Source organism: Ruegeria sp. HKCCE4148 (genome assembly GCF_017872495.1).
Classification (GTDB): Bacteria; Pseudomonadota; Alphaproteobacteria; order Rhodobacterales; family Rhodobacteraceae; genus Ruegeria.
On the sequence record NZ_JAEDOS010000001.1, the window covers coordinates 588591 to 600207 of the forward strand.

The following is an 11617-nucleotide window of genomic DNA, read 5'->3' on the forward strand; positions in this document are numbered from 1 at the left end:
TTGTCGCCATGAACTTTTGGGGTGCAACATGCACATCTTGTGCAGCCCTGTCAGGTCAGGAATTCCAACGCCCTGGAAAATACTGCCGGATCGACATTGCCGCCAGATGCAACAACGATCACGTCATCGCCTTCGATCTGGTCGCCTCGGAACAGGGCCGAGGCCAGAGCCACCGCGCCGCCGGGTTCCAGAACGATCTTGAGGCGCAGAAAGGCCAGGGCCATGGCGCGCAAAGCTTCTTCTTCGGTGACGGATAGGCCCGGACCGCACAGGCGGTTGAGAATCGGAAACGTGATGTCTCCGGGTTGTGGCGTCAGAATGGCGTCGCAGATGTTACCCGAAGCTGCGTTGTTTTTTTCAATCCGTCCTGAGGCCAGCGAGCGTTTGACGTCATCGAACCCCTCTGGCTCACAAGGGCGCGCGCGCAGGTTCGGCGCATGTTTCTCTAGGGCCAGGGCGATGCCCGAGGTCAGGCCGCCCCCGCCGCAACAGACCAGTACGTCTGCCTGAGTGATACCTAAATCCGCGGCCTGACCGGCGATTTCAAGGCCGGTGGTGCCTTGGCCTGCGATAACCAGCGGTTCGTCATAAGGTCGGATCAGGGTCAGTCCGCGCTCCGCCGCGATGGCTTCGCCAATTTCTTCTCGCTTTTCATTCGCACGGTCATAAAGAACAACTTCGGCCCCAAGCGCGCGGGTGTTTTCGATCTTCAACTGTGGGGCGTCCGACGGCATAACGATAACCGAAGAAATGCCGTGCTTTGATGCCGCCATTGCAACGCCTTGTGCGTGGTTGCCCGAGGAATACGCAATCACACCGCGCTGGCGTTCGGCCTCTTTCAGTGCCGAAATGGCCGACCAAGCCCCGCGAAACTTGAAGCTGCCGGTATGTTGCAAACATTCTGGTTTGACCAAAACCCGACGACCGGCAAGCTTGTCGAGAAAGGGCGAAGACAGGATCGGTGTTTTTCGGATGTGTCCGTTTAGCCGTTCTGCTGCGGCCTCGATCATCTCAATTGTGCTCATGCGGCGCTCTTCAATACCTTTTGTATGAGATCCAAGGATTGGGGTTCGTTCAGAAACGGAACATGCCCACGATCAGGAACTTCGGTTGAGATTAGGCCCGGATGGCGGTCGTGCATTTCGGCAACTGTGTCGGCACTCAGAACGTCGGAATTTGCCCCCCGTATTACACCTGTCGGAATCTCGCGCAGGGCTTCAAAGAACATCCACAGATCAGGTGTGGCGCCGCTTGCAGCCTGTTCGATCAGCGCCTTGCGTAGTGCGGGATCGTAGCGTAGCGCCAACCCATCGTCGCGTTTTTCGTACTGAATTTCGGCCTGCATGCGCCAGGTTTCCAGGGAAACGCCGGGGAATTGAGGTTCCATTACCTTTTGCAGAGTCAAAGCGGCCTCATCATAGGTTTGCGCAGTCGGCTGTGCCCCCACATAGGCCATGATCTTGGCGATACCAGACGTTTCAACGACAGGTCCAACATCATTCAGGATCACCCCGGCTAGCCGCTCGGGATGGCTTGCGGCCAGGGCCATGGCGATCAGACCGCCCCGCGAGGTGCCCAGAACAAAAGTCTTCTCGATCCCCAGTACATCCAGCAGTTCGATCGCGTCATGCGATTCACGAAAGATGTTGTAGTTCATGAAGTCGGGATCATAGTCCGAACGACCACGCCCCCTGTAATCCATTGCGATCATGCGCAAGTCAGCCGCATGGGGCGCAAAAAACGAAAAGTCGCGGCTATTTCGGGTCAGGCCAGCCAAACACAAAAGCGGCGTGCCCGTGCCGGTGTCTTCGAAATAGATGCGCATGCCGTCAGTGGTTGTGAAGTCTGACATCAAAGCCCCGCCAGTTTTGGGATCGAAGTCAAATCGGACAGCACATGCGCAGGTGTCCACGGCAGGCGGTCCATCGGTTCGCCAGCCCGATTGACCCAGGCGGTGACAAAGCCGTACCCGCTGGCGCCGGCGGCGTCCCAACCGTTTGAACTGACGAACAACACCTCATCAGGCGCGCAGTTGAACCGTTCCGGTACCAGATCGTAGACCCGGGCATGAGGTTTGAAAACACCAACGCTTTCTACCGACAGAACATCGTCCAGCACATCGCCGATTCCGGCAGATTGCACCGCGCCATTCAGCATTGGCGGCGATCCGTTTGACAGGATTGCCGTTTGCATCCCGCCCTCCTTGAGGGCCTTCAACATGTCGGGCACTTCGGGATAGGCCTGTAACTCCCAATACAAATCAAGCAGGCGTTGGCGCAGCCTTGGGTCGCCTTGCATGTCAGTGGCGTCTAACGCCCAATCCAACCCGTCCTGTGTCACGTCCCAGAAATCGGCATGTGCATTGGCTACGGCGCGCAGCCATGTGTACTGCAATTGCTTGAGACGCCAATGACCCGCAACCGTGGGCCATTTGTCTTTGAGGGCCTCAAATCCCGGTTCGTCCGCAGCTTGGCGGGCTGCTGCTGCAACGTCAAAAAGTGTTCCGTAAGCGTCGAAGACACAGGTGGTGATCGGCATATGATCCTCCTCTGATCGCGCGCAGGTTGGCACAACAATGAGGGGGGTGAAAGAGCCAAGGGTTTACAAGATCGTATCAGGCCCTAGGGTTGGCCGCTCAATCCTGTAAAACGGCCGGAGGCCACGATGACCGAAATCAAAAAAGGCGACACGGTTCGCATCCACTACACCGGGACGCTGCTGGACGGCCAAACCTTTGACAGCTCAGAGGGGCGCGATCCGTTGGAGTTTGTGGTCGGATCTGGCCAGATAATTCCCGGCTTGGACAGCGCCATGCCCGGCCTGTCCTTAGGGGACAAAAAACGGGTCGAGATTGCTTGCGTGGATGCCTATGGCCCCATTAATCCGGCGATGCGTCAGGAAATTCCGCGCGAAGGCATTCCCGATGACATCCCGCTTGAGCCCGGAACGCAGTTGCAAATGCAGGCTCCGGATGGCCAGGCCGTGCCGGTGACAGTGGTGGGCGCAGACGAGGCGACCGTGACGTTGGACGCTAACCATCCATTGGCGGGTCAGGATCTGGTTTTTGAAATTGAGGTCGTCTCGATCAACTGATGTTCAGTTCGGGCTGGTTTTCCGGCCCGGGATTTACCCGATCAACGTTTCGATCGCCGTACGGACTTGCGGTTGAGTAAAGAAGATAAACGCCAACAGCATACATGTCAGCGTCAACAAAAGGACTCGGGCCCTTTGGCTGAGGAAACCGGGCTTTCTTCGACCGGCTGTTGTGCGCGCATTGTTCGCAATGATTTGATCTAGCTTGCTCATATCAGTTTCCTGCCGCCCAAAGATGGTGAAAACTTGGCGGCGGCAGGGAAAGATATAGTCACATAAAGTCAGGCTGCGGCATGCCCAGAACGTGGAAGCCACCATCAACGCGGATAATCTCGCCCGAGGTGCAGGACCCTGCATCCGAAGTCAGGTAGACAGCGGTTCCACCCACAGCCTCAAGCGTTGCATTTGCCCGCATCGGAGCGTTTTGGTCGCAGAACTTGTAGGTCTTGCGCGCGCCGCCGATGGCCGCACCGGCGAGGGTTTTCATCGGCCCAGGTGAAATCGCGTTCACGCGAATGCCGTCTGGCCCAAGGTCATTGGCCAGATAGCGGGTTGCTGATTCCAGAGCCGCCTTGGCTACACCCATGACGTTGTAATTCGGAACAACACGGTTTGATCCCTGATAGGTCAGGGTCAAAAGTGAACCGCCATTGTCCTTCATCAGCGGGTAGGCGCGCCGCGCCACTTCGATGAAGGAATAGGCCGACACATCCATTGAGTGTTTGAAATTTGCCCGCGTGGTGTTCAGGAAACGGCCCGTCAGTTCGGATTTGTCCGAATAGGCGATGGCGTGGACGACAAAGTCGATGGTTGGCCAGCGCTGGGCCAGTTCATCAAATGCGCGGTCCAGCGATTCGTCATCGGTAACATCCGCATCGACCATAAAATCGCTGCCGAGGCTTTGGGCTAAGGGCTCCAGCCGCTTGCCGAACGCTTCGCCCTGGTAGGTGAATGCCAGTTCGGCACCAGCCTCGTGCATGGCTTTGGCAATGCCCCACGCGATTGAGCGGTCATTGGCCACGCCCATGATCAGGCCGCGTTTACCTTTTAGAAGATCCGACATCACTTTCACCCATTATACTTTGACAGAATCATGGACCCGTTGGTGCCGCCAAAGCCGAAGCTGTTGGTCATGACACTGTCCAATCCTGCGTTTTCAACCACTTCGGTCGCAATTTCACCGGGCAGGATGCCCTCGGCAAGCGTGTCGACGTTGATCGACGGCGTTATGAAATCATTGTCCAGCATCAGCAGGCAGAAGATCGCTTCAAGAGCGCCTGCTGCACCTTGGGCGTGCCCGGTCATCGACTTGGTCGACGAAATCGGTGGCACGTTGCCTTCGCCAAAGATACGGCGCACGGCCTCAACCTCACCCACATCACCAACTGGGGTCGAGGTGCCATGGGCGTTGATGTAGTCCACTTTGCGGCCCTCGGGAAGGGTGCCCAGAGCCAGTCGCATGGCGCGTTCGCCGCCTTCGCCGGACGGAGCCACCATGTCATGGCCATCCGAAGTGGCCGCGTATCCGGTGACTTCGGCATAGATCTTTGCGCCGCGTGCCAGTGCATGCTCCAGCTCTTCCAGAACAACGATGCCGCCGCCGCCGGAAATCACGAAACCGTCGCGGTTTTCGTCAAACGCGCGCGAGGCTTTCTCGGGCGTGTCATTGTATTTCGAGGACATTGCGCCCATGGCGTCGAACAGGCAGGAGAGCGTCCAGTCCAGTTCCTCGCCGCCGCCTGCAAACATCACGTCTTGTTTGCCAAGCATGATTTGTTCTGCAGCGTTGCCGATGCAATGCAGCGAGGTCGAGCAGGCGGATGTGATCGAGTAGTTGATACCCTTGATCTTGAACGCCGTTGCCAAGTTTGCTGATATTGTCGAGCACATGCATTTCGGCACGGCAAACGGCCCGATCCTCTTGGTCGCGCCGTTTTTCAGAACCGTCTGATGTGCCGTCAGCATGGCGCTGGTGGATGGCCCGCCAGAGCCCGCCACCAGACCGGTGCGTGGGTTCACCACCTGATCTTCACCCAGGCCGGAATCAGCAATCGCCTGGCTCATGGCGATATGGGCATAGGCCGCGCCGGGGCCCATAAAGCGCAGGGTGCGTTTGTCTACATGCTCGGCCACGTCGATTTTGAGCGTCCCGGCGATCTGGCTGCGAAAACCATGTTCGACCATCTGCTCGTTGGCCTCGATCCCGGATTTGCCTGATTTAAGCGAGGCCAGAACCTCTTCGGCATTGTTCCCGATGGAGGAGACAACCCCCAGACCGGTGACGACGACGCGACGCATAAGCGTACTCCTGTATTTCGTTTTCTGTGACGTGTCCGAGAGCTGGGGTCAGCTTTCCGACAGTGCAACCTTCATGTCTTTAACCTGATAAATCACTTCGCCATCGGCTTCGACCCGGCCATCCGCCACACCCATGGTCAGACGGCGGGTCTGAACGGCTTTGGTGAAGTCGACGTAATATGTCAGCATTTTGCGGTCGGGGCGGACCATTCCGGTCAATTTAACTTCGCCTACGCCCAGCGCATACCCACGTCCTTGCCAGCCGCGCCACCCCAGATTGAAACCGGTGAGCTGCCACAGGCCGTCCAGACCCAGACAGCCCGGCATGATCGGGTTGCCGGGGAAGTGACAGTCAAAGAACCAAAGATCCGGCGTAATATCAAACTCGGCCACCACATGGCCTTTGCCATGCGCGCCACCATCGCCCGAGATGTCGGTGATCCGATCCATCATCAGCATCGGCGGGGCGGGTAATTGTGCGTTGCCGGGGCCGAATAATTCGCCGCGGGCGCATTTCAGCAGATCATCTTTGTCAAAACTGCTAGGGAACTGGGCCATTCTGCCGCCTTTCCTGCCGAGGGTCTGTCTTTATATCTGGCCTCGTCTATCACCCGTTTGCAAGGTCCTGCAAGAGTGGTGCGCCACATCATATTGTGCGTATACCCATCTTTGCGAATGAATTTCATTTGAAATTCCCAACTATGCGCCCCTATATATAAAAGCAGCAACTATGGGTATCGGACAGATGACACCTCAGAGCCAGGAAATAGCAACGGGTTGGCTGGTGAATGCCGGCTTGCGGCCGACGCGTCAGCGTGTGGCGCTTGCTGAGCTTTTGGTGGGCGATGGCCGTCATCGCCATGTGACTGCAGAAAGCCTGTTTGAATCCGCTAAAGCAAACGGTGATGCCGTTTCCCTTGCAACGGTCTACAACACCCTTCGTGCCTTTTGCGATGCAGGTGTTCTGCAGGAAATTACCGTGGATGGATCGAAAAGCTATTTCGACACCAATACCTACGATCACCCCCATTTTTTTTGGGAAGACGAGGCCCGTCTGAGTGATGCGCCCTCGGATCAGCTGGTGATTCATCGCTTGCCCGAGGCGCCCGAAGGGGTCGAGATCGCGTCAGTCGACGTAGTGATCCGACTGCGCAAGAAATAGGGCTTCAATCCTGCTTCAAACGATTTGTTAGAACGTGTTCGGCCTGATCAATAACCGGGTCGGCGGGTCCTGTGCCGTGGCGCGCCAATACAACAGACTCTGCGGCATCCGGGTCGGTGATTGGAATACCGATTAGATGCCGGTTGTCATAGCTGACAGGACTAGGCGGGCTGGCATAGCTGATTCCGATTCCTTCTCCATGAGCAGCAAGGCTGCGCTGAATTTCAAGTGACGCTGCACGGTGCGCGACTGTTGGGCGCAGACCTTTGCGACGAAACAGGCCGAGGATATGTTGCGCCGAAAGCCCTTCGGTTGACAGGATCAAGGGGTGGGTCGCGACGTCTGCCAGGGTAACACCATTCGTTGATGCCAACGGATAGTCCGGGGACATCAAAGCTTTTGGTCTGCTGTCAAATAGTTTTGCACGGGCGAACCCGGCATCCATGGTCAGATCATATGTGACCGAAATGTCGATCTGTCCGGCGATCATGCCATTCAACAACCCTTGGAAGGACGCGGCGACATAGCTGATCGCGAGATTTGGAAAAGCAACGCGCAATTGATGCAGGGCTGGGGCCAGCAAAAACGGGGCGAGATCCGTGAAACACCCCAACCGCAATTGAGTCATCCCCGGTGTGGGGGTTTCAGACGTTTCGATTCGGGCTGCGTCATTCAACAATGCCTCGGCCTGTTCGATAAACCTGCGCCCCTGTGGGGTCAGAGCCATGGCTGCACCCCGGCGGCGGGAGAACAGCGGATGGCCAATATGTTCTTCAACACGTGTCAGCGCAGTAGACAGGGCGGGTTGCGACACATTCAGGTGCTGCGCCGCCGCCGAGAGGCTGCCATGGCGCCCGATAGCGCAGACGTATTCGTATTGGCGAAGTGAAATATATAACATGAAGTTATTTATAACTTCGAAAGATATGATTTGAACAGAATGCATGTTCGGATCAAAACCGGGACATAGCCAAAGGAGACCCGGATGCCTCACCCACTTGTTTCTCAAGCGATGATCGATACCTATCAGCAAGATGGCGTTGTCCTGATCAAGGGATTGTTCGCTGATTATGTCGATCAACTGCGCGACGGCGTGGCGGCAAATATGGCTGAGCCCGGCCCTTATGCGTCTGAAAACAAGAAGTCCGGCGAAACAGGGCGTTTCTTTGATGATTATTGCAATTGGACCCGGATTCCCCAGTTCCGTGAGGTCATCGAAAAGTCGCCCGCCGCCGAGGTCGCAGCTGATCTGATGCAATCGCAAAGCGTTCAGATGTTCCACGATCACGTGCTGGTCAAAGAGCCAGGCACATCGATGGCCACCCCCTGGCATCAGGACGGGCCGTATTACTTCGTCGAAGGTCAGCAAACCATCAGCTTCTGGTCTCCACTGGACACGGTGCGGCAGGCAACGCTGCGCTGTGTCGCCGGATCGCATCAATGGGAGAAAGAAGTTCTACCGACCCGTTGGGTGTCAGAGGAGGGGTTCTTCCCGGATGAAGGCCAGTACATTCCCGTCCCGGACCCAGATGCCGAAGGCATGAGGGTTGTTGAATTCGAAATGGAGCCTGGTGATGCCGTGGCGTTCAACTATCGCACGTTGCACGGCGCGCGAGGCAACCAGTCGGACAGCCGTCGCCGTGCATTCTCGCTGCGCCTAGTCGGGGATGACGCGCGTTACGTTGAACGCCCGGGCCGGACCTCGCCCCCGTTCCCCGGTCACGACATGACGCCGGGTCAGCGCCTGCGCGAGGATTGGTTCCCTATGCTGTTGCAACGCTGAAGAGCCTCAGAACCACTGACCTGATTCGATCAAACCCAAATCCAGGAGCTGGCGGGACTGCCATTTAAACGGCACCGAGTTTCGCCAGCGAAAACTGGGAATATCGAATGTGGAGTCTGCATTTTTCTTCAAGGCTTTTGCCGCCCGAAAAGAGCATATGGCCGCAGTCATGTTGTGATGCCAGGGGCAGGAATAGGTGTTGTATTCCGGTTCATTGAACGTGTGGTCAGGCTGTAGCACCAAACCTTTTTTCGATTTGAACAGGGCAATCCGATCGATACGGCGGCGCTCGTATGGAATGTACTCTTCAAAGCGCCAGCGCAAACCGCCCGAGATATCCACCTGGCGATCCAACGGTTGGCCGCTTGGGTCGTGGCGGGTATGGGCATAATAGCCCGTGCTGTCGAACAGTGCCTGATCGGGAGCGACTCCGTTGGGAAAAGCGCTCAGATCATCAGCATAAAGGTCGATGACATAGCTGAGCATGGCATGGCGCCGTTCTTCGCTGTGAAAGACCAGCATTTCGCCGACGCTACGTGTTTCGCAGAAGGGAAAGAATAAGTATTCGGCGTTGTAACAGTAATACATCCAAAGGCCGGGCGCGGCCTGTATAATCCTGTTTATGGTGTCAAACACCACGGTACGGGGCGTGCATTTCAGCGTGATCCGATGCACGTGATCGGCCAGTTCCGGGTCGAGAGCGAGGTTCTGAGGCATAAACACAAGCACTGACTTGAACCCCAACCTCAGGTGATGCCGCACGGTGCTGTCCAGCTCGACTTCGTCTTCGGCAAAAATCAATGCGATGGGCCCTATGGCCAATGCAGTCTGACCCGATTTCAGAAAATGGTCCGGGGATTCGTACTTCATCGCGTGTTTTCGGTTTTGCCTTGCTGGAAAGTCCCGCCAAATTCGGGTAATTGCGCCCGCATTGCAAGCGGCGTTCGAAGCATATAGATGACGCCGGTCCCGCGAATGCAAAGGCCCGATCCATGTCTGAACCGAAGAAGCTGTTTATCAAGACCTATGGCTGTCAGATGAATGTCTATGACAGCGAACGCATGTCCGAGGCTTTGGGCGGGCAGGGCTATGTTGAAACCAAAACGCCCGATGATGCGGACATGATCCTGCTGAATACCTGCCACATTCGCGAAAAGGCCGCGGAAAAGGTGTATTCCGAACTGGGTCGGTTCAAGGGTCTGAAGGCCGAGAAGCCGGATCTGAAAATCGGCGTTGCGGGTTGTGTCGCGCAGGCCGAGGGTGAAGAGATCTTGCGCCGCCAGCCTCTGGTCGATCTGGTCGTTGGCCCGCAAAGCTATCATCGCTTGCCAGAGATGGAGGCCAAGACACGCGCCGGCGAAAAGGCGCTGGATACGGATTTTCCCGAAGAGGACAAGTTCGAGAAGCTAAAGAACCGCCCCAAGGCCAAGCGAGGCCCGACGGCGTTTCTGACTGTTCAGGAAGGCTGTGACAAGTTCTGCGCCTTCTGCGTCGTGCCCTATACACGTGGTGCTGAGGTCAGCCGCCCGGCTGATCGCATTATTCGCGAAGCGCATGATCTGGTCGAGCGCGGCGTGCGCGAGATCACTCTGCTGGGGCAGAATGTGAATGCCTATCACGGCGCGGGCCCGAACGGGGACATGACTTTGGCCGGTCTGATCTGGGAGTTGAACAAGGTCGACGGGTTAGAGAGGATTCGCTTTACTACCTCACACCCCAACGACATGGCGGATGATCTGATCGAGGCACATGGCACCTGCGACAAGCTGATGCCTTACCTGCACTTGCCGGTGCAGTCGGGCTCGGACCGCATTCTCAAGCGGATGAATCGCAGCCATACAGCCGAAAGCTATCTGCGTCTGATCGAAAGAATTCGCGCGGCGCGCCCGGATATTGTGATGTCCGGCGACTTTATCGTCGGTTTCCCCGAAGAGACGGAAGAGGACTTCCAGGCGACTATGGATTTGGTCGAAGCGGTCAAATACGGCTACGCATATTCGTTCAAATACTCGACCCGCCCCGGAACGCCAGCGGCCGAACGGTCGCAAGTGGACCCCGCGGCGGCGGATGAACGGTTGCAAAGGCTTCAAGCACTGATCACTCGGCATCAGCGGGAAATTCAGGATGCCATGGTGGGCCGTACTGTGCGTGTTCTGTTCGAAAAGCCGGGCCGCCTGCCCGGACAGATGGTCGGAAAATCCGAGTATCTTCATTCGGTTCACGTAAAAGGTCCCGAGATCGCGATTGGAGATTTGAAAGAAGTTCGGATCACCAAGTCGGGTGCAAATTCACTGGCAGGTGAGTTGCTGTAGATCGTCAAATATCCACCAACCAGCCACCATAATTGGTGTTTGTTTCCAAAATTTACCCTTGATTTATCGCTGGGAACTATGTTCGGAGAAGGGCCAAGTTTTTCCGGGCGTGAAGTTTTGCGTGCAAAAAACGGTTTTAGGCCAATCTTGCGGCCGGAGTTATGGAGGCACGAGTGACGACCCTTACGAACTTCAGGATTTCAAAACTTGGCAGAACATTGCCTGCGGCATCGGTTGCCACTCTTCTTGCCAGTGCGACAATAGCAGGTGATCTGAAGGAAACTGTGACGGAACCCGAAGTGATCAGCCCGTCCAGATTCGGCAGCGACGTCAGCGCATTCTATCTGGGTTTGGCCGGTGGGTATGGCGCGGGTGGCGATGATCGTTTCGGCCTCAGGACACCCGCCGGATTGTTCGATATCGGCGAACAGGATTTGTCCGGCTCTTACGGAGAGATTCGTGGAGGCTGGCGCGGCATCCTGCCCGCCAGAGGTGGCCGTGATTACGTATATGGCTTTGAAATCGGGTATCAGCTCGGATCCTTCGATGACAGTGTCGGTGCCCGGATTGGAGGTTTCGATGTTCAGGGTGGGACCGAGGTGTCAGATGTGCTGGCGATCCGGTTTAGAAATGGTCTGACCAACCGCAGCGGACGAATCCTGTACTTTGTCAGCATCGGCTATTTGTGGGGTGACGTTGACACGACCAACAGCATCACATCAGGCAGTTCGACGCAGAATTTCGCGGTTACTGATCGGCGGAACGGATACTCGGCCAGCATCGGGGCCGAACATAAACTGAGCGACAGCTGGTCGATTACCGGTGAATACGAATACGTCCAATTCGACTCGAAAACCATTGCGTTCAGCTCGGGGTTTTCCACTAAGTCGACACCTAAATATGGCGGCCTGAGATTTGGGCTGAACTACACCTTTTGATGTAGACCCGAACGGCATATTTCGGCTGTTT

General features: G+C 56.5%; 14 protein-coding genes. 5 read left to right on the forward strand and 9 right to left on the reverse strand.

The annotated features are described in order from the left end of the window. Positions 1–50: 50 nt before the first annotated feature. Genes I9187_RS02910 through I9187_RS02920 form a run of 3 tightly spaced genes read right to left on the reverse strand, consistent with a single transcriptional unit; the run spans position 51 to position 2538 of the window. Positions 51–1025, reverse strand: a complete 975-nt coding sequence (locus I9187_RS02910; RefSeq protein WP_171181481.1) for a threonine/serine dehydratase — start codon at positions 1023–1025, stop codon at positions 51–53. Then, a complete protein-coding gene (locus I9187_RS02915) occupies positions 1022–1852 on the reverse strand; it encodes an alpha/beta hydrolase (protein WP_171181479.1) in 831 nt (276 codons plus the stop codon). Before I9187_RS02915 ends, I9187_RS02910 begins: the two co-directional genes overlap by 4 nt. Then, the gene (locus I9187_RS02920) at positions 1852–2538 is read right to left on the reverse strand and encodes a haloacid dehalogenase type II (protein WP_209940054.1); all 687 of its coding nucleotides are present in this window, start codon (positions 2536–2538) and stop codon (positions 1852–1854) included. The genes I9187_RS02915 and I9187_RS02920 overlap by 1 nt, the downstream gene beginning before the upstream one ends. 126 nt (positions 2539–2664) lie before the next feature. Here I9187_RS02920 and I9187_RS02925 point away from each other — a divergent pair, with 126 nt between their 5' ends. Beyond that, positions 2665–3093: a peptidylprolyl isomerase gene (locus I9187_RS02925; protein WP_171721911.1), complete on the forward strand. Its 429-nt coding sequence runs from the start codon at positions 2665–2667 to the stop codon at positions 3091–3093. A 33-nt stretch (positions 3094–3126) separates the two neighbouring features. On the opposite strand, the gene I9187_RS02930 is transcribed toward I9187_RS02925, so the two are convergent. From I9187_RS02930 to fabA, 4 genes are read right to left on the reverse strand one after another with little or no spacing between them, the layout of a single operon-like run. After that, the gene (locus tag I9187_RS02930) at positions 3127–3306 is read right to left on the reverse strand and encodes a hypothetical protein (RefSeq protein ID WP_171181473.1); all 180 of its coding nucleotides are present in this window, start codon (positions 3304–3306) and stop codon (positions 3127–3129) included. Positions 3307–3364: 58 nt separating this feature from the next. Continuing rightward, positions 3365–4156, reverse strand: coding sequence for an enoyl-ACP reductase (locus I9187_RS02935; RefSeq protein ID WP_171181471.1), 792 nt, complete (start codon positions 4154–4156; stop codon positions 3365–3367). A gap of 5 nt (positions 4157–4161) precedes the next feature. Continuing rightward, a complete protein-coding gene (gene fabB, locus I9187_RS02940) occupies positions 4162–5391 on the reverse strand; it encodes a beta-ketoacyl-ACP synthase I (protein WP_171181469.1) in 1230 nt (409 codons plus the stop codon). Positions 5392–5439: 48 nt separating this feature from the next. Beyond that, positions 5440–5949, reverse strand: a complete 510-nt coding sequence (gene fabA / locus I9187_RS02945) for a bifunctional 3-hydroxydecanoyl-ACP dehydratase/trans-2-decenoyl-ACP isomerase (RefSeq protein WP_093964585.1) — start codon at positions 5947–5949, stop codon at positions 5440–5442. A gap of 187 nt (positions 5950–6136) precedes the next feature. Here fabA and irrA point away from each other — a divergent pair, with 187 nt between their 5' ends. Continuing rightward, positions 6137–6553, forward strand: a complete 417-nt coding sequence (irrA, locus tag I9187_RS02950; RefSeq protein ID WP_171181570.1) for an iron response transcriptional regulator IrrA — start codon at positions 6137–6139, stop codon at positions 6551–6553. Positions 6554–6557: 4 nt separating this feature from the next. On the opposite strand, the gene I9187_RS02955 is transcribed toward irrA, so the two are convergent. Continuing rightward, on the reverse strand, positions 6558–7454 hold the full coding sequence (locus I9187_RS02955) for a LysR family transcriptional regulator (RefSeq protein WP_171181467.1): 897 nt from the start codon (positions 7452–7454) through the stop codon (positions 6558–6560). An 84-nt stretch (positions 7455–7538) separates the two neighbouring features. On the opposite strand from I9187_RS02955, the gene I9187_RS02960 reads away from it, so the two are divergent. Next, on the forward strand, positions 7539–8336 hold the full coding sequence (locus I9187_RS02960; protein ID WP_171181465.1) for a phytanoyl-CoA dioxygenase family protein: 798 nt from the start codon (positions 7539–7541) through the stop codon (positions 8334–8336). 6 nt (positions 8337–8342) lie between these two features. Here I9187_RS02960 and I9187_RS02965 read toward each other — a convergent pair whose 3' ends face one another. Continuing rightward, the gene (locus I9187_RS02965; RefSeq protein WP_209509883.1) at positions 8343–9206 is read right to left on the reverse strand and encodes a hypothetical protein; all 864 of its coding nucleotides are present in this window, start codon (positions 9204–9206) and stop codon (positions 8343–8345) included. A 122-nt stretch (positions 9207–9328) separates the two neighbouring features. Here I9187_RS02965 and miaB point away from each other — a divergent pair, with 122 nt between their 5' ends. Both miaB and I9187_RS02975 read left to right on the forward strand, forming a co-directional pair. Continuing rightward, complete coding sequence (miaB, locus tag I9187_RS02970; RefSeq protein ID WP_171181461.1) at positions 9329–10648, forward strand: tRNA (N6-isopentenyl adenosine(37)-C2)-methylthiotransferase MiaB; 1320 nt, start codon at positions 9329–9331, stop codon at positions 10646–10648. Positions 10649–10821: 173 nt separating this feature from the next. Further along, positions 10822–11586 carry an outer membrane beta-barrel protein gene (locus I9187_RS02975; RefSeq protein ID WP_348540065.1) on the forward strand — a complete coding sequence of 255 codons (765 nt, stop codon included), beginning with the start codon at positions 10822–10824 and terminating at the stop codon, positions 11584–11586. Positions 11587–11617: the final 31 nt, after the last annotated feature.